Genomic DNA, 16,649 nt, shown 5'->3' with positions numbered 1-16,649 from the left:
AGACCGACGTGCCGCTGTTCACGACACCCCACCCGGCCCGCGCAGCGGCAGCACCGCCCGTACCAGGAAATGCTCCCCCTCCCGCGCCGCGGTCAGCGACCCACCCAGCACCACCGCCCGCTCCCGGATCGAGACGATCCCGGTCCCCGCGCTCAGCGCGTGGTGATCGACGGCCTCCTCGCGGGTCAGCGTGTTGGTGACGCTCACGATCACCGCCTCCCCCGCGCGGTGCACCTCGAGCCGCACCTCCGAGTCCGGCGCGTGCTTGCCCGCGTTCGTCAGCGCCTCCCGCACGATCCGGTAGACGGTGTGCGACACCACGGCGGGGATGTCGGGGAGGTCGCGGATCCGGGTCTCGATCCGCAGCCCGCCGGACGCCGCCCGGACGAGCTCGGGCAGCCGGTCCAGCCCACCCGGCAGGGTCGGGTCCGCCGCCGCGGGATCGCCCGCGCGCAACAGCATGATCATGGAACGCATCTCCTCCAGGGCGGCCAGGCTGCTTCTGCGTACTTCCTGGAGCACCGCCCGGTCGCGGGTGGTGTCCGGCGGGCGGGCCAGGGCCGCACCGGAGTGGATCGCGGTGGTGGACAGGTGGGCGGCGATGACGTCGTGCAGGTCCCGGGCCATCGCCGACCGTTCGGCGAGGACCGCCTCGCGGGCCGTCCGCTCGGCGTCGAGCAGGCCGAGCTGCCTCTGCTGGCGGATGTTGGCCGCCCACCACAACGGCACCAGCAGCAGCGGGGTCATCTGCAGGACGATGAAGACGGCGACGCGGAACTCGCCGGCGGCGATCCATCCGGCCACACTCGCCGCGGCGATGGCCACGTAGATCGCGGTGGTGACCGCGGTCCGGCCCCGGGTGGTGGCGAACAGGCCGGCCGAGAAGATCAGGTCGAACAGGACCAGGACCAGGCCGAAGCTCCCACCGAGCAGCACGTCGGCGGCGGTCACGACGCTGCCGGCGGCGAGGGCGGGCACCGGGTGGCGGCGCTTGACGAGCATGGCGAGGCAGCCGGCGGCCAGCAGCACGGTCTGCGACCAGCCGGGCAGACCGGCCAGAGCGCCGGGCACCGGAACGGGCCCGGACCAGATACCGGTCAGGCCGAGGAGGTTGAGGACGAGACCCGCCACGAACGTCGCCGCGGCGGCCCCGGCGTCTTGCAGCCGGGTACTGCCGCGCCACCGCGTTTGGAGCGTCACGCCGTCATCCCATCATGGATCTTGGGAATCGGCGTACATCGAAAGATGCATGCCGGTCGGCGCCGGACATCCTTCGGCCGACGCGCGGGCCGGCCGCCCGGCGGCACGGTGTCACCCATGAACCTCCCGCTCCTCGGCTCGCTGGCCGCTCTCGCGTTGATCGATTCGACCAGTTTCGGAACCCTGCTGATCCCGATCTGGCTGCTGCTGGACCCGGGCCGGGTGCGGCCCGGCCGGATCCTGATCTTTCTGGGTACGGTCGGGGCCTTCTACTTCGCCGTCGGCGTCACCATCGCGCTGGTCGCCGGCCCGTTCCTGCCGCAGATCAGCCGCGCGGCGCACCACCCAGCCACCACCTGGGCCCAGCTCTTCGTCGGCATCGGCCTGTTCCTCTGGAGTCTCCACCTGGACCGCCGGCACCGGTCGGGCGACGCCGGTGGCCGGATGGTCCGCTGGCGGGAGCGGGCCCTGTCCGGGGAGACCAACATCGCCAGGCTGGCGCTGGTGGCCGCGGCCGCCGAGGTGACGACGATGCTGCCGTACCTGGCCGCGATCGGTCTGCTGACCACCGCGACGTTGCCGGCCGGCCGGCTCACGCTGGCGATGGCCGGCTACTGCCTGCTGATGATCGTGCCCGCCCTGCTGCTGCTCGCGGCACGGCTCGCCGCGGGTGACCGGGTCGCCAAGCCGTTGACCCGGTTCAACGACTGGTTCGTGAACAGCAACAGCGCGTCGTGGGTCGTCGGCGTCATCGGCTTCCTGCTTGCCTACAACGCCGTCGCCAAGCTCGGCGTGCCCCACCTGAACGGCTGACGGCGGGCTCAGGCGAGGGGCAGGCCCCGCTGGAGCAGGTCCAGCCCCTCCTGGAGCCGCTCGAAGTCCCGGGCCTCGATCGACGCCTCGCCGGTCATCCGCCCCGGCGGCAGCACCGCCATCACCACTCCGGTGATCGCACCGCCCATGGCCCGGATCCGGAGGTCGTCGGCCGGCAGCCCGGTCCGTTCGGCGAGCACCGCGGTGATCATGTCGAGGGCCTCGCTCAACTGGTGCATGGCCCGCGCCCGCAGCTCCGGAACCTGGGCGAGCAGACTCTGGCGACGCCGCTCGGCCTCCCAGATCTCCGGCGTGAAACTGTCGAACACCTCTTTCATCCCCCGCCGGATCGCCTCGATCGGGGACATCTCCGGGGGCTGGGCGCGGACCGCGGCGATGATCACCGGGTCGTAGTCGTCGACCAGGATCACGTCCTCCTTGGTCGGGAAGTAGCGGAAGAAGGTGCTCGGCGAGACCTCGGCCGCCTCCGCGATCTGGTCCACGGTGGTCGACGCGTACCCCTGCTCCTCGAACAACCGCATCGCGTGCTCGCGGAGGGCGGCCCGGGTCTTCGCCTTCTTGCGTTCGCGCAGGCTGGTGGGGGTCGCTGTCATACCCCCGATTCTGCCAGCACGCTCTCGGGCGCGGTGGTGGCCGGGCGTCGGGTGTGCCGGGGCAGGATGAGCACGAGCAGCACCCCGGCCGCAGCGACCGCCCCGGTGGTGACCAGCGCGAGGTCCATGCCGTGGGTGAACGCCTCGCGGACGGTGCCGAGCATCCCGGCGTCGCCGGCCCGCTGCGCGATCACGACCCCCGAGGCGGCGCTGTCCTGGACGGTCGCGGGCAGCCCGGCGGCGGAGACCTGATCGCGGTATCCGGTGTTGAGCACGGTGCCCAGCACCGCGACGCCGATCGCGCTGCCGACCTGGCGCATCGCCTGGATCAGGCCGTTGCCGACGCCGCTGCGTTCCGGGGTGAGCGCGCCGAGGGCGGCGTTCATCGACGGGGGCATGGTGAAGCCGAGGCCGATCCCGGCGAAGGTGATCCACAGGGCCGTGTAGCCGTAGCCGGTGTCCGGGCCGCTGCGGGCGCCGGCGAACAGCGCGGCCGCCATCAGTGCCAGGCCGGCGCCGACGAGGATCCGCGCGCCGAGGCGTTCGACCAGCCGGTCGGCGAGCCGCGCGCCGATCAACAGACCGCCGATCACCGGGAGCAGGCGAAGCCCGGTGCCGAGCGCGTCGTGGCCGCCGACCGCCTGGAAGAGCTGCGGCAGCGCGAAGAGCAGCCCGAAGAACGCGAAACTGGCGATCGTGGCGAGCGCCGTGCCGCCGGTGAAGCCGCGGGAGCGGAACAGGTCGAGGTCGATCAGCGGCGTCGCCGCGCGTCGCTGCCAGATCGCCAGGGCGATCAGAGCGACGACACCGCCGACGATGGTCAGGATCGACTGCGGGTCGCGGAGGCCGTTCTCCCCGGCTTCGATGATTCCGTACGTCACACCGACCAGCCCGGCGGCGGAGAGCAGAACGCCCGGCAGGTCCAGTCGGCGCCCACGGTCGCCGTGTGACTCGGGCACCCAGGCGGTGACGGCGAGCAGGCCGAACACCACGATCGGCAGGTTGATCAGGAAGACCGAGCCCCACCAGAAGTGGTCGAGCAGCCAGCCGCCGAGCAGCGGGCCGAGCGGGATGCCGAGCGCGTTCGCGGTCACCCAGATGGAGAGCGCGCGCGGCCGGGTCTCCTCGTCGAAGACGACCGTCAGGACCGCACCGATCAGCGCCATGATCACCGCGGAGGCGAACCCGAGGGCGGCGCGGGCCGCGATCAGTTGGCCCGCGCTGCTCGCCCAGGCGCACCAGGCGGACGCGGCACCGAACAGCACCAGCGCCCCGAGCAGGAACCGCTTGCGCCCGAACCGGTCGCCGAGCATGCCGGCCGGCAGCAGGGCCGCGGCCAGGACCAGTAGGTAGGAGGTGGTGAACCACTGCAGGTCACCGGTGGTGGCGTCGAGGTCGTGGGCCAGGGTGGGCAGCGCGACGCTGAGCACCGTGCCGTCGAGACCGACCGCGAGCGTGCAGAACGCCAGTGCGGCGAGCGCGAACCAGCGCGCTTTGGAAGTAGCCATGAAATGAGAGTAACTATCAAAAACTAGAGGCTTCCAGTTTCCTCAGAGTCCTCTCAGGTTCGGGCGTGCCTTCCCGCCATCACCTCGGGTTGTGTGAGGATCATGGATGGGAAGGTGGGGGTGGAGACGGCATGAAGAAGATCCTCGGCTGGGTGCTGGTGTTCCTGCTGGTCTTCTGGATCGGCACGAATCCGGGGCCGGCCGCTGACGTGGCCCGAAGCATCGGCGACGGCATCGCGCAAATCTTCACGAATATCGGCACATTCTTCGTCAACCTCACCAACGACTAGCCCCGCGACCACACAGATTCCCCGGGATCGATCTTCACGTTGCTAGTCTCGGCGAATGCTGGAGGCGTGGGGTCTGGCACTGACCGAGGACATCGCGCTGCAGGTCAGGCAGTGGCGGGCGGACGACTACTCCTACCGCGCGATCGCGGCCCGCGCCGATGAGACCTGGGGTACCGACTCGCGGGGCAACCAGTGTTTCGGCATAGATCTCTGCCTGGAGAGCGCACGGATGCTCGGCGAGAACCCGGACAACGATCCGTGGAATTGAGCAGCGTTCCGAAGGCGCCCACGGGTCACCACCAAAGACCTCGACGTCCAGAGCGGGTCCCACGCGAAGCGGGCCTTCGGCCGAGCCCGTGACGAGATGATGCGCAAAGGGTATTGCCGGGTCTCGGACGCGGGCAGTGCGGCGCGCCGCTCGGGAAAGGGCAGACGTTCCTGCACGCGGTGTTGTTCCATCCCGACGGTGAACAGATCGTCTACCTGTTGAACGGCGAGACCCGGCTGCTGGATCCGCTGAGCGGGCGACAACGCCGCCTTGCCGCGTACCGCGAAGGGAAAGACGCGGCCTTCAACCCGTTCCGCGTCCATCCGGCATGGAACCGAAACCGCACCTGGCTCCTTGTCTTCGACGCCGGGACCATGGTGCGAGTCCTCGACGCCGACGGGTCGCCGCCGTGGGAGGTGTGCGCCGGCCGGGCGACGGCGACGCTTCAGCTCGCCAGCGGTGCGGGCGTGTGGACGGTCGGCGGGAGCTCGTCCAGTGCCTGCCGGCGCACACCGCGGATGAGCAGGTAGCCGATCATCCAGAACTCACCCACGGAGGCGGGATACGCCATCGCGTCGAAGAGGACCTGGGCGTCGTCGGCGAGGTACAGGACGAACGGGCTGAGTACATAACCGACGCCGCCGGCCACGAGGATCCAGCCCAGCGCGCGGGGCATCCAGCCCGAGCGCAGGACGCACCAGCCCATGGGGAGGAGCCACAGGCCGAAGAACAGTGCCCCGACGCCCCACATGTTGTAGCTGACCAGGTAGAGCACCTGGACGGTGGTCGCCGCGTCGCCGAACGGGTCGGCCGAGACCTGAATCGCCGTGCCCAGCATCGCCGCGCCGACCAGGCCCACCACCGCATTGACCAGGCCGAAGGCGGCGATCCCGCCGGCGGCGAAGGAATTCACGGTACGGAACAGTCGATAGAACCAGGCGGCGGTGAACGCCTGGGCGACGACCATGGCCAGCTCCAGGGCGACGCCCGCGCGGGCGAGCGAACCGTGGGTGACCAGATTGGCCAGCGTCCCGCTGGGGTCGTCGGCCACGAAGATCTGCGGGCGGATGAGGAGGAAGCCGAGTGCGGCGGTGATGGCCATGCCGAGGTAGAAAAGCCCGGTCATGCGGGCGGTACGGGTGAGCGTGTGCATCGTGACCCCTTCTCGGTCGTGAACTTCGCCTGGCGCTCCGCGATTGATTTCGGGTGTGCGGAACCGGGCCGCGAGGCGGTTGCCTCGCGTGCCGTGCCTGTTCGTGGGGGTTACCGGTCGGTGTCGGGGTATCCGAAGACGTCGTCGAGGGGCACCTCGAAGACCCGCGCGATCTGGAAGGCCATCTCCAGGGACGGGGAATAGCGGCCCTGTTCGATCGCGATGACGGTCTGGCGGGTCACTCCGATGCGGTCGGCCAGCTCGGCCTGGGTCATCTCCCCGTGAGCGAAGCGCAGCGCCCGGATCGAGTTGGTGACTCTGGTCGGCTTGACCACGGTTACCGGCCCGCCGGTGCGACGCCGCCGAGCGGGGCAGAGATCCGGGTGCGCTTCTCCGCGGAAGTCATGCCCCACTCCTATGTACAGAAAGTTTGACATGTTCAAGGTAAAGCAGAGGCGACATCATGTCAAGAATTCTTTACTTCGACCGTCCGCCGACGGCCGGCCTGTAGCGTCACGACGTGCTCAGGAACATCATCTCGGTCAGGCGGGGTTGGTTCTGGCTGTTGAAGAGCACGGTCAATCGGGTGGCGATCGTCGTCGTCCGCCGGGGCTGGGGCCCGCTCTCGCTGGTCAGGCACACCGGCCGCCGGACCGGAACCGGCTACGAGACGCCGATGCTCCTCATCCGGGTCGGTTCGGGCTTCGTCGCCGAGCTGACGTACGGACCGAACGTCGCCTGGCTCCGCAACGCCCTGGCCGCCGGCGGCTGCACGGTCCTGCATCGCGGCGTCGAACACCGGATCGACCGCATCGAGCCCTACCCCACCGAGGACGGCCTGCGGGCGTTCGGCAACCCGGCCGCCCTCGTCCTGCGCCTGGCTCGCCGCCGCGACTTCCGGCTCCTCCACATCGCCCACCCCTGAGCCCGAAACCCGCCCGCGGAACTCCGGGTCGAAAATGTCGGACCCGGCTGGTATCTCTGTCGGCATGGATACCGAGCACGCCGATCCCGCCGTCATCGCCGAGCTGCGTGACGCGCTCTGCGCCGACGACGAGGGCAAGTCCGCGTTGGGCTGGCCCGGCGTCCACGCCTTCGAGGCGGAGCACGGCGTGACCCTGCCGGAGCCATATCGCACGTTCGTCGCCGAGGTCTCCGACGGCTCGTTCGCCGGCCCACCCGACTTCGGCCTGGTCGCCCTCGCCGCCCTCCCCTCCGACTGGGGTGACGGCCGTCCCGAGCGGGTCCTGGCCAAGCCGTTCCCGCTGACCGCGGCGTGGCTGTGGGAGGAGGACGAGGAGCCGGACGAGGAGCTGATCGATCGTGTCTTCAACGACGGCTCGATCGTCCTCGGCACCGACGGCTGCGGGGCGTATTGGCATCTCGTCGTCACCGGCCCGCACCGCGGCCAGGTCTGGATGATCACCGGCGAGGGCGCGGCGCCGTTCGGCGCGGAGTTCGGCCAGGGCGGCGGCGAGGCCGGCTTCGCGGGCTGGGTCCGCCACTGGTCCGCCGGGGAGCCCTGGTTCGAATGAGTGGGAAAGCGGAACGCGGCCCCGAGGGACCGCGTTCCGGTGTTGATCTACTGAGGTGGGTCAGACGGTGCGGGCCAGGCGGTCGGCCAGGAGCTTGGCGAAGCGGGCCGGGTCCTCCAGGTCGCCGCCCTCGGCGAGCAGGGCGGTGCCGTAGAGCAGCTCCGCGGTCTCCGGCAGCGCCGGGTCGTCCGCACCCCGCTCGTGGGCCGAGCGCAGGCCCGCGACCAGCGCGTGGTTCGGGTTGAGCTCGAGGATCCGCTTGACCCGCGGGCCCTCCTGACCCATCGCCCGGTACATCTTCTCCAGCGCCGGGGTGATGTCGTCCTGGTCGCTGACCAGGCACGCCGCCGAGGTGGTCAGCCGGTGCGACAGGCGCACCTCCTTGACCTGCTCGTCCAGCTTCTCCTTGAGGAAGCCGAGCAGCGGCGCGAAGTCGCCCTCCGGCTCCTTCTCCTCCTCGTCCTTCTTCAGGTCGACCGAGCCCCGGGCGATCGAGCGCAGCTTCTTCCCGTCGAAGTCGGGCACCGCGTCGACCCAGATCTCGTCGACCGGGTCGGTGAGGATCAGCACCTCGTAGCCCTGCTCGGCGAACGCCTCCATGTGCGGGGAGTTCACCACCTGCGAACGGGACTCGCCGGTCAGGAAGTAGATCTCCTCCTGACCCTCCTTCATCCGCTCCACATAGGCGGCCAGCGTGGTCGGCTCGTCCTGCGCGGTGGTGCCGAACGACGCGATCTCCAGGATCGGCTTGTGGTTGTCGGGCTCGCTGAGCAGGCCCTCCTTGACCGCCCGGCCGAACTCGCGCCAGAACGTCGCGTACTTCTCCGGGTTGCTGGTCATCAGGTCCTTGATCGTGGAGAGGACCTTCTTGACCAGCCGGCGGCGGATCATCTGGATGTGCCGGTCCTGCTGCAGGATCTCCCGGGAGATGTTCAGCGACAGGTCGGCCGCGTCCACGACGCCCTTGACGAAGCGCAGGTAGTCCGGGATCAGCTCCTTGCTGTCGTCCATGATGAAGACGCGCTTGACGTAGAGCTGCAGGCCGCGGCGGGCGTCGCGCTGGAACAGGTCGTGCGGGGCGCGGGACGGGATGAAGAGCAGCGCCTCGTACTCGAAGGTGCCCTCGGCCTTCATGTTGATGATCTCGAGCGGGTCCGACCAGTCGTGGCTGATGTGCCGGTAGAACTGGTGGTACTCGTCGTCGGAGACCTCGCTGCGTGGCCGGGCCCAGAGCGCCTTCATCGAGTTCAGCGTCTCGTCGCCCTTGCGGATCGGGAACGAGATGAAGTCCGAGTAGCGCTTGACGATCTGCTTGATCCGCCACTCGTCGGCGTAGTCGTAGAGCGCGTCCTCTTCGTCCTTCGGCCGCAGGTGCAGCGTGACGGTGGTGCCGATCGGCACGTCCGGCGCGTCCTCGAGGGTGTAGGTGCCCTCGCCGGCGGACTCCCAGCGCGTGCCGTGCCCCTCGGTGCCGGCCTTGCGGGTCACCAGGACGACCTTGTCGGCGACCATGAACGTCGAGTAGAAGCCGACCCCGAACTGACCGATCAGCTCGGCGTCGCCCTTGGACTCGGACGCCTCCTTCAGCTTGGCCAGCAGGTCGGCGGTCCCCGACTTGGCGATCGTGCCGATCAGCGCCACGACCTCCTCGCGGGTCATGCCGATGCCGTTGTCGCGGACGGTCAGCGTCCGCGCCTCGGTGTCCGCCTCGATCTCGATGTGCAGGTCGGAAGTGTCCGCCTCCAGCCCGTCCTGCAGCTTGGCCAGGCGCAACTTGTCCAGTGCGTCGGACGCGTTCGAGATCAGCTCACGCAGGAAAATGTCCTTGTTCGAATAGATCGAGTGGACCATCAGCTGCAGAAGCTGGCGCGCCTCGGCCTGGAACTCCAACGTCTCCATCGTCACCCGTTTCCGTCCTTGTCCGGTGTCAACGCCGATCGTATGACGCCGGGGACGGTCACCGGTCACCACCGCCCGCCCTGATGGACAAATCGGGCGGACGGGCTCAGCAGCCGGGGCCCGCGGCCCGGCCCGCGACGATCCGGTAGCGCGTGATGTCGCCGTCGACGTACGGGGGGAGCTGCGCGATCGACGTCGGGTCGGTGTCGTTGACCGCGATGTAGGCGACGATCGCCGAATCCACGATCCGGCAGGTCGCCCGGTCCGCCACCACGATCGTGTCGGCCTTCAATTTCTCGGGGTTCAACGCAGCGTAAGAAGTGCCGGCAATACTCACCGTCACCGCACACGTCGTTGCCAACTCGATCAAGCGCACCCAGGCAGGCTAGTGAACATCACTGCACGTGACAGTGGCCCGTTCAGGCAAGATCACCGGCACGGAAAGCGACTGTGCCATCAGGAAGAATGAATCCACGTGAGGCTTTACGGGGTGCCTGCCGGTTTTATACCGTGATTACTCGGAGCAACAGTTTGATAACGCTGGAGGATCCCATGCGTCGTGCCGCTGTCGTTCTCGCCGCCGTGGTCGCCGGTCTGTGGATCGCCTCCCCGGCCCAGGCGTTCGCCCACAACAACGTTCACAACGTCTACTTCCACGCCGTGCTCGACGCCCTGACCCTGCTGGTCGTGTCGGCGCCGGTGTGGACCGCGATGCTGTGGAGCGGTCGCAGCAAGTGGCTGATGGCCGCGCTCATCGCGGTGGTGCAGATCCCGGTCGCGGTGATCGGGTTCGTACCGATCGTGAACCCGTACCTGCATCTCGCCCTCTTCGTACTGGCCATCGGGGTGACCGCGGTCTCCCTGCGGACCGTCCGCAACCAGGCGCGCGCCGCCGCCACGGCGCCCGCCTCCCGCTAGCGCCCGCCCCGGAAGCCGGTCTCAGCCCCCGGCCTCTTTCCCGGCAGCGCACTGCTCACGCACGGCCCGCACCCAGTTGCCACCGGCGGCACGCACGGCCAGGCCGATCACGGCCTGGCCGTCCTTTATCAGCTCGACCTCCGGACAGCCGGCCGCCGCCGGATGCCAGCCGCCCGCCGGGTCCCGCACGGCGTTGTGCCGGCAGTGCTCCTCGTCCACGTACCCCCAGGCGAGCAGCAACTCCTGGTCGCCGAAGAAGTAGCGCCCGACGCTGGCGATCCGGTCGCCCTCGGGCCGGCGGAAGAACTCGGCCCGCAGCCCGGGCACCTTCATGCCGTCCAACGTCGCGTCGAACTCGATCCGATGCGGCTCGAATTCCGACATTACGGGTAAAGTCACACGCGGAGTCAACCATAGTGCGCGGCGCGACCCGGCGAACTCGGCATCTCCGGCCCGTGATCGCCCGCCGGACCGGGACAAGTGAGCACCGCTCACATCGATCTCGTCGTCCCTTGTGATCCGCTTTTAACCTGACTGTCGGTGAGCGCCGCCACAATGAGCTGGTGGTGACCGAGACGATGATGCCGGTCAACGGCATCCAGGTATGCCTGGAAACCTTCGGTGAACGGACCGATCCGCCTCTCCTGCTGCTGGCCGGCGAGGCCAGCTCGATGGACTGGTGGGACGACGAGTTCTGCCGCCGGCTGGCCGCCGGCGGACGGTTCGTGATCCGGTACGACCATCGCGACACCGGACGCTCCACGTCGTTCCCGTCCGGCGCCGAGTACTCGGGCGTGGACCTGATGAACGACGCCCTCGGCGTGCTGGATGCGCTCGGCGTACCCGCCGCCCACCTGGTCGGGCTCTCTCTCGGCGGCGCGCTGGCCCAGCGCATCGCCGTCGAGCACCCGGACCGGGTCCTCTCCCTCGCCCTGATCTCCACCAGCGCGGGCCTCGGCCCGGACGCCACCCCCGTGCTGGCCGGCATGACCGCGGTCGCGGTCCGCGCCGCCCCCGGCACCGAGGTGCGCGTCCAGCCCACCACCGACGAGGTCGACTGGTCGAACCGGCGCGCGGCGGTGGCCTGCCTGATCGCCGAGATCCGCGCCCGGGGTGGCCCGTTCACGCCGGACGAGCCGCAGCTGCGCCGCCTCGCCGAGCGGATCTTCGACCGCTCGGCGGACCTGGCCGCCGCCCGCCTGAACCACCGGAAGGCTGGTTACGGTCCACCGGTCCGCGAACGGCTCCGGGCGATCACGGTGCCGACGCTGATCCTGCACGGCACCCTGGACCAGCGTTTCCCGGCGGAGCACCCGCGCGAGCTGGCCCGGGTCATCCCCGGCTCCCGGCTGGTCTGGCTGGAGGGGGTCGGTCACGAGATGCCGCCCCGTGCCGTGTGGGATCAGGTCCTCGGCGCGATCCTGGGCGAGCCTTAGAGTCCCAGGTATGCGCCTGGTATCGCTGCTGCCGTCCGCCACCGAGATCGTGTACGCCCTGGGCCTCGGCGACGACCTGGTCGGCGTGACGTTCGAGTGTGACGAGCCGGCCCACGCCCGCTCGTCGAAGACCGTCGTGGTCGGCGGCCGGGACACCCGGGATCTGACCCCGACCGAGATCGACGACTACGTACGCACGCAGCTCGCGGCCGGTGGCGACCTCTACACGCTGCACGCGGACGCGCTCGCCGGCCTGGCGCCGGACCTGATCCTGACGCAGGACCTGTGCCGGGTCTGCGCCCTGCCGTCCGGGCATGTCGACGACGCGCTGGACCACCTGGGCTGCCGGGCCGACGTGCTCAGCCTCGACCCGCACTCACTGGCCGACGTGCTGGGCACGTTCGTCGAGGTGGCCGCGGCCGCCGGCGTACCGGAGCGGGGTCGTGAGCTGGTCGCCGTCCTGCAGGGGCGCCTGGCCGCCGTGGCGGCGGCGGTGGCCGGCCGGCCGCGGCCGCGAGTGGCGGTCGTGGAGTGGGTCGATCCGCCGTTCACCGCCGGGCACTGGGTGCCGGACCTGATCGCCGCGGCCGGGGGCGAGGCGGTGGCGGCGCGGCCCGGGCAGCGGTCCGTTCAGGTCTCCTGGTCCGAACTGGTGGCGCCGGGGCCGGAGATCGTGCTGGTGACGCCCTGCGGCTATCACCTGGACGGCGCGGCCCGGCAGGCCGAGGCGGTGCTGCCGCACTTCCCGGACGCCCAGGTGTGGGCGATCGACGGGGACGGCCTGGTGGTACGCCCGGGGCCGCGGCTGGTCGACGGGGTGGAGGCGATCGCCGCGATCCTGCACCCGCCGGCCCGGCCGGGAACGATCAAGCGCGTCCGGTGACCAGGGTCATCGACCAGCGGGTGCGCGCGTCCTCGCGGAGCCGCGACGCCCGGTACAGCCACCGGATGTCCCGTCCGAACGACCAGGTCAGCGAGCCGAGCGCGACCGCCAGGACAAGGACCGCGGCCCAGGCCGGCAGCAGCCCGGTCGCCACGACCACGAGCAGGACGCCCTGCTGGGCGGCGACGACCTTGCGGGAGAAGCGCGGCGGCAGGGCGGCGTTCAGCCACGGCAGGGCCCAGGAGGCGGCGACGAAGGCGTAGCGGAACGCGCCGATGGCGAGCGCCCACCAGCCGTAGGAGACCGCCGCGTAGACGCTGAGCACCAGGATCAGGAAGGCGTCCACCTCCATGTCGAAGCGCGCTCCGAGCGCCGAGGTGGTTCCGGTACGGCGGGCCACCTGCCCGTCCACCCCGTCCATCGCCAGGGCCACCGTCGCGATCGTGGCCAGCAGCCAGACCGGGATCTCGTGGCCCAGGACCGAGCTGGTGACCAGGGCGGTCACCCCGCCGGCGAGGATCGCCCGGCTGAACGTGACCAGGTTGGCCCAGCCCAGGAACGTCATCCCGGCCCGGTCCAGGGCGGCGCCGAGCAGGGCGCAGAGGACCACTCCGTAGGCGATCCCGGCGATCCCACCGGCCAGCGTGAGCCCCGCGTTCCCGGCCAGCAACGCGATCAGCGCGAGCTGGGCCGCGAATCCGGCGAAGGGTGCCCGGAACGGGGTCGTCGTGGCGGTAGTGACGGTCACCATGCCTCCTGGACTTAGGGTCAATCTGCTGTCCTCCACTCACACGCTTGTCGAGGACTTTCGGTTCAGAGGAGTTGGTCTGTGTTCGACGCGAGGGCCTTTTGGTCGACATACCCCGGATTGGGGGAGGTACGCCCCGAAAGGGTGCCGAGTCCCGGTCCGGGTGAGGTGCTGGTGCGCACCCTGCACTCCGGGGTGAGCCGGGGCACCGAGACCCTGGTCTTCCAGGGGCGCGTGCCGGAGAACCAGTGGACGACGATGCGCGCGCCGTTCCAGGCCGGCGACTTCTCCGGGCCGGTGAAGTACGGCTACCTGAACGTCGGAGTGGTCGAGGAGGGCCCCGCCGAGTTGCTGAACCGGACGGTGTTCTGCCTCTTCCCGCACCAGACCCGGTACGTCGTCCCGATCGAGGCCGTCACCGTCGTCCCCGACGGGGTCCCCGCCGCCCGGGCCGTGCTCACCGGCACCGTCGAGACGGCCGTGAACGCGGTCTGGGACGCCGCCCCGCAGCTCGGCGACCGGATCAGCGTGGTCGGCGGCGGCATGGTCGGCTCCTCGGTGGCCGCGGTCCTGGCCGGCTTCCCCGCCGCCGACGTGCAACTGGTCGACGCGGATCCGGCGCGCAAGACGGTCGCCGACGCGCTGGGCGTGGACTTCGCCCTGCCCGAGGCCGCGGCGACCGGCCGTGACCTGGTGATTCACGCCAGTGCCAACCCGGCCGGCCTGACCCGTTCGCTCGAGCTGGTCGCCCCGGAGAAGACCGTGGTCGAGTTGAGCTGGTACGGCGACCGCGAGGTTCCGCTGCGGCTCGGCGAGTTCTTCCACTCCCGGCGCCTGACCATCCGCAGCAGCCAGGTCGGCGGGATCCTCCCGCAGCGGGGCCGGACCTACGCCGAACGCCTCGAGCTGGCCCTCCGGCTGCTGCGCGACGACCGTTTCGAGGCGCTGCTGACCGGCCGGTCCGGCTTCGAGGACCTGCCCGCGGTACTCTCCCGGCTCGCCGACGGCAGCCTTGCCGCGCTCTGTCACGTGATCGACTACCCCGCCGCGAATTGATCTTTCCGGAGTGGGTAACCGTTGTGCAGGGAAGATCCGCGAATCGAGGAGAGAGCTCTTGTTCAGCGTCACCGTCCGCGACCACATCATGATCGCGCACAGCTTCTCCGGCGAGGTCTTCGGGCCCGCGCAGCGGCTGCACGGCGCCACCTTCCTGGTGGACGCCACGTTCCGCCGCCCGGAACTGGACGATGACAACATCGTCGTCGACATCGGCCTCGCCAGTGAGCAGCTGCGCACCATCTGCTCCGGGCTCAGCTACCGCAACCTGGACGACGACCCGGAGTTCACCGGCGTCAACACCTCCACCGAGTTCCTGGCCAAGGTCATCGCCGACCGGCTGGCCGTTCGGGTCACCGCCGGTGAGCTCGGCCGGGGCGCCGCCGGCCTCACCGGGATCCAGGTCACCCTGCACGAGTCGCACATCGCCTGGGCGAGCTACGAGCGAACCCTGCGGTGAGTTCCGCTCTCCACGTGGTGCTGCCGGCCGGCGTCGACGACCCGGCAGCACCCAGCGGCGGTAACCGCTACGACCGCCAGGTCCTCGACCACCTAGCCGCGATGTCCGCGACGGCCGAGGTCCCCGGCGCGGCTCCCGCCACGTCCGATTCGTTCGCGGTACGGGAGACGACCGTCCCCGGCGCCTGGCCCCGCCCCGCCACGGCCGACCGGGACCGGCTGGCCCGCGTTCTCGCGGGACTTCCCGACGGCTCGACGGTCCTGCTCGACGGGCTGGTCGCCTGCGGCGTGCCGGAGGTCCTGGAACCGCAGGCCACCCGCCTGCGCCTGGTTATCCTGGTGCACCTGCCGCTCAGCGACGAGACCGGCCTCTCCCCCACCGAGGCGGCCGAGCTGCGCGCCCTCGAGCGCCGCGCCCTGCGGCTCGCCGCCGGCGTCGTCGCGACCAGCACCCCGGCGGCCGACCACGTCGCCGCGATGCACGGCCTCGCGCGGGTGCACGTCGCCGCCCCCGGGGTCGACCTGGCCACCCCGGCCGTCCCCTCCCCCACCGGCCACCGCCTGCTCTGCGTGGCGTCGCTGACCCCGCGCAAGGGCCAGGACATCCTGCTCGCGGCCCTCGAACGGCTCACCGACCTCGCGTGGGAATGCGCCTTCGTCGGCGCCGGCACCGTCCCGCCCGTGCCCGCCCGGCTCGCCGGACGGGTCAGGTTCCCGGGTGCGCTGGCCGGCGCGCGGCTGGCGGCGGCCTACGCGGACGCGGATCTCTTCGTGCTGCCGTCGCGCGCCGAGACGTACGGCATGGTCGTCACCGAAGCCCTGGCCCACGGCCTGCCGGTGGTCGCCAGCGACGTCGGCGGGGTGCCGGAGGCGCTCGGCGAAGCCGGGGACCCGGGCGCCGTACCGGGAGAGCTCCTGCCTCCGGACGACCCGGACGCGCTCGCCGCGACCCTGCGGGCCTGGCTCACCGACGCCGGCCTGCGCGAACTCTGGCGGGCCCGGGCGGCGGCCCGCCGCGAGACCCTGACCGGCTGGGACGAGACCGCTCGCAGCCTGGCCGCCATTCTGCGAAAGATCGAGGAAGGAACCGCATGACCGGAGAATTCAGCCCCGACTGGCTGGGCCTGCGCGAGCCCGCCGACGCCGACGCCCGCTCCCTGGAGCTGGTCGGGCTGCTGCCCCGGCCGGTCAAGGTGATCCGGGACCTGGGCTGCGGCACCGGCTCGCTGGGGCGGTGGCTGGCGCCGCGGCTGCCGGTCCCGCAGTTCTGGATCCTCACCGACCGCGACCACGACCTGCTGGAGATCGCCGCCGACCGGATGCCGGAGGGCGTGAACGTGGCGATCGACGAGCGGGACGTGACCGCGCTGACCCGTGACGACCTCACCGGCGCTGACCTGGTCACCTGTTCGGCGCTGCTGGACCTGCTCACCGCCGCCGAGATCGATCGCCTGGTCGAGGTGTGCGCGCAGGCGCGGACGAACGCGCTGTTCACGCTCTCGGTGACCGGGCAGGTCCGGTTCACGCCCGCGGACGAGCGGGACGCGGAGGTCGAGGCCGCCTTCAACGCGCACCAGCGGCGGGAGAGCGGCGGGCGGCTGCTGCTCGGCCCGGACGCCCCCGCCTACGCGGCGGCGGCGTTCGAGAAGGCCGGAGCCCGGGTGATCACCCGGGAGAGCCCGTGGCGGCTCGGGCCGCAATGTCCCGACTTGACCGCCGAGTGGCTGCGCGGCTGGGTCGGCGCGGCCGCCGAACAGCGTCCTGAACTGGGGTTCGACGCCTATCTGCGGGATCGGCTGACCAGCCTTCCGGAGCTGACGGTCGGCCACAAGGATGTTTTAGCGATCTTCGAATGAACCGTGGTGCAAG

The 16,649-nt window shown here is 70.8% G+C and carries 21 protein-coding genes; 12 read left to right on the top strand and 9 right to left on the bottom strand.

The features are described 5' to 3' along the window. Positions 1 to 18 precede the first annotated feature (18 nt). Positions 19 to 1,200, bottom strand: coding sequence for a sensor histidine kinase (locus tag CHC09_RS19850; protein WP_089294650.1), 1,182 nt, complete (start codon positions 1,198 to 1,200; stop codon positions 19 to 21). Between the two features lie 117 nt (positions 1,201 to 1,317). On the opposite strand from CHC09_RS19850, the gene CHC09_RS19845 reads away from it, so the two are divergent. Beyond that, positions 1,318 to 2,013 (top strand): GAP family protein, encoded by a 696-nt coding sequence (locus CHC09_RS19845; protein WP_089294649.1) that lies wholly within the window; start codon positions 1,318 to 1,320, stop codon positions 2,011 to 2,013. A gap of 8 nt (positions 2,014 to 2,021) precedes the next feature. Here the strand turns inward: CHC09_RS19845 and CHC09_RS19840 are convergent, their stop codons facing one another. Both CHC09_RS19840 and CHC09_RS19835 read right to left on the bottom strand, forming a co-directional pair. Further along, a complete protein-coding gene (locus CHC09_RS19840) occupies positions 2,022 to 2,627 on the bottom strand; it encodes an acyl-CoA-like ligand-binding transcription factor (protein ID WP_089294648.1) in 606 nt (201 codons plus the stop codon). Further along, positions 2,624 to 4,135 (bottom strand): MFS transporter, encoded by a 1,512-nt coding sequence (locus CHC09_RS19835; protein ID WP_089294647.1) that lies wholly within the window; start codon positions 4,133 to 4,135, stop codon positions 2,624 to 2,626. Before CHC09_RS19835 ends, CHC09_RS19840 begins: the two co-directional genes overlap by 4 nt. Positions 4,136 to 4,266: 131 nt before the next feature. Between CHC09_RS19835 and CHC09_RS46380 the strand changes: the two genes are divergently transcribed. After that, the gene (locus tag CHC09_RS46380; RefSeq protein ID WP_179277186.1) at positions 4,267 to 4,425 is read left to right on the top strand and encodes a hypothetical protein; all 159 of its coding nucleotides are present in this window, start codon (positions 4,267 to 4,269) and stop codon (positions 4,423 to 4,425) included. A 55-nt stretch (positions 4,426 to 4,480) separates the two neighbouring features. Further along, complete coding sequence (locus CHC09_RS19830; RefSeq protein ID WP_089294646.1) at positions 4,481 to 4,693, top strand: hypothetical protein; 213 nt, start codon at positions 4,481 to 4,483, stop codon at positions 4,691 to 4,693. Positions 4,694 to 5,138: 445 nt separating this feature from the next. On the opposite strand, the gene CHC09_RS19825 is transcribed toward CHC09_RS19830, so the two are convergent. After that, positions 5,139 to 5,846 (bottom strand): DUF4386 domain-containing protein, encoded by a 708-nt coding sequence (locus CHC09_RS19825; RefSeq protein ID WP_089294645.1) that lies wholly within the window; start codon positions 5,844 to 5,846, stop codon positions 5,139 to 5,141. Positions 5,847 to 5,956: 110 nt separating this feature from the next. Further along, positions 5,957 to 6,283 (bottom strand): helix-turn-helix transcriptional regulator, encoded by a 327-nt coding sequence (locus tag CHC09_RS48855; protein ID WP_373871919.1) that lies wholly within the window; start codon positions 6,281 to 6,283, stop codon positions 5,957 to 5,959. An 83-nt stretch (positions 6,284 to 6,366) separates the two neighbouring features. Between CHC09_RS48855 and CHC09_RS19815 the strand changes: the two genes are divergently transcribed. Then, positions 6,367 to 6,771 carry a PNPOx family protein gene (locus tag CHC09_RS19815; RefSeq protein WP_203833155.1) on the top strand — a complete coding sequence of 135 codons (405 nt, stop codon included), beginning with the start codon at positions 6,367 to 6,369 and terminating at the stop codon, positions 6,769 to 6,771. A 64-nt stretch (positions 6,772 to 6,835) separates the two neighbouring features. After that, positions 6,836 to 7,381, top strand: a complete 546-nt coding sequence (locus tag CHC09_RS19810; protein ID WP_089294643.1) for an SMI1/KNR4 family protein — start codon at positions 6,836 to 6,838, stop codon at positions 7,379 to 7,381. A 60-nt stretch (positions 7,382 to 7,441) separates the two neighbouring features. On the opposite strand, the gene htpG is transcribed toward CHC09_RS19810, so the two are convergent. After that, positions 7,442 to 9,286, bottom strand: coding sequence for a molecular chaperone HtpG (gene htpG, locus CHC09_RS19805; RefSeq protein WP_089294642.1), 1,845 nt, complete (start codon positions 9,284 to 9,286; stop codon positions 7,442 to 7,444). 100 nt (positions 9,287 to 9,386) lie between these two features. After that, positions 9,387 to 9,656: a hypothetical protein gene (locus tag CHC09_RS19800; RefSeq protein ID WP_089294641.1), complete on the bottom strand. Its 270-nt coding sequence runs from the start codon at positions 9,654 to 9,656 to the stop codon at positions 9,387 to 9,389. Positions 9,657 to 9,832: 176 nt separating this feature from the next. On the opposite strand from CHC09_RS19800, the gene CHC09_RS19795 reads away from it, so the two are divergent. Further along, on the top strand, positions 9,833 to 10,198 hold the full coding sequence (locus tag CHC09_RS19795; protein ID WP_089294640.1) for a hypothetical protein: 366 nt from the start codon (positions 9,833 to 9,835) through the stop codon (positions 10,196 to 10,198). A gap of 21 nt (positions 10,199 to 10,219) precedes the next feature. On the opposite strand, the gene CHC09_RS19790 is transcribed toward CHC09_RS19795, so the two are convergent. Next, on the bottom strand, positions 10,220 to 10,582 hold the full coding sequence (locus CHC09_RS19790) for a hypothetical protein (protein WP_089294639.1): 363 nt from the start codon (positions 10,580 to 10,582) through the stop codon (positions 10,220 to 10,222). A gap of 182 nt (positions 10,583 to 10,764) precedes the next feature. On the opposite strand from CHC09_RS19790, the gene CHC09_RS19785 reads away from it, so the two are divergent. Beyond that, positions 10,765 to 11,634 (top strand): alpha/beta hydrolase, encoded by an 870-nt coding sequence (locus CHC09_RS19785; RefSeq protein WP_244911609.1) that lies wholly within the window; start codon positions 10,765 to 10,767, stop codon positions 11,632 to 11,634. 10 nt (positions 11,635 to 11,644) lie between these two features. Then, positions 11,645 to 12,517, top strand: coding sequence for an ABC transporter substrate-binding protein (locus tag CHC09_RS19780; RefSeq protein ID WP_089294638.1), 873 nt, complete (start codon positions 11,645 to 11,647; stop codon positions 12,515 to 12,517). Here CHC09_RS19780 and CHC09_RS19775 read toward each other — a convergent pair. Beyond that, entirely contained in the window at positions 12,501 to 13,265 is a 765-nt protein-coding gene (locus CHC09_RS19775; RefSeq protein ID WP_089294929.1) for a CDP-alcohol phosphatidyltransferase family protein, read from the bottom strand. The genes CHC09_RS19780 and CHC09_RS19775 overlap by 17 nt on opposite strands. 81 nt (positions 13,266 to 13,346) lie before the next feature. Here CHC09_RS19775 and CHC09_RS19770 point away from each other — a divergent pair, with 81 nt between their 5' ends. Genes CHC09_RS19770 through CHC09_RS19755 form a run of 4 tightly spaced genes read left to right on the top strand, consistent with a single transcriptional unit; the run spans position 13,347 to position 16,636 of the window. Beyond that, positions 13,347 to 14,321 (top strand): zinc-dependent alcohol dehydrogenase, encoded by a 975-nt coding sequence (locus CHC09_RS19770; protein WP_089294637.1) that lies wholly within the window; start codon positions 13,347 to 13,349, stop codon positions 14,319 to 14,321. 58 nt (positions 14,322 to 14,379) lie between these two features. Next, positions 14,380 to 14,781, top strand: coding sequence for a 6-pyruvoyl trahydropterin synthase family protein (locus tag CHC09_RS19765; RefSeq protein WP_089294636.1), 402 nt, complete (start codon positions 14,380 to 14,382; stop codon positions 14,779 to 14,781). Further along, positions 14,778 to 15,875: a glycosyltransferase family 4 protein gene (locus CHC09_RS19760; RefSeq protein WP_089294635.1), complete on the top strand. Its 1,098-nt coding sequence runs from the start codon at positions 14,778 to 14,780 to the stop codon at positions 15,873 to 15,875. Before CHC09_RS19765 ends, CHC09_RS19760 begins: the two co-directional genes overlap by 4 nt. Continuing rightward, complete coding sequence (locus tag CHC09_RS19755; protein ID WP_089294634.1) at positions 15,872 to 16,636, top strand: class I SAM-dependent methyltransferase; 765 nt, start codon at positions 15,872 to 15,874, stop codon at positions 16,634 to 16,636. The genes CHC09_RS19760 and CHC09_RS19755 overlap by 4 nt, the downstream gene beginning before the upstream one ends. Positions 16,637 to 16,649: the final 13 nt, after the last annotated feature.

Source organism: Actinoplanes regularis (genome assembly GCF_900188005.1).
Lineage (GTDB): Bacteria > Actinomycetota > Actinomycetes > Mycobacteriales > Micromonosporaceae > Actinoplanes > Actinoplanes regularis.
Note: the sequence above shows the minus strand (reverse complement) of the source record. Positions and strands in the feature narration are given on the sequence as shown.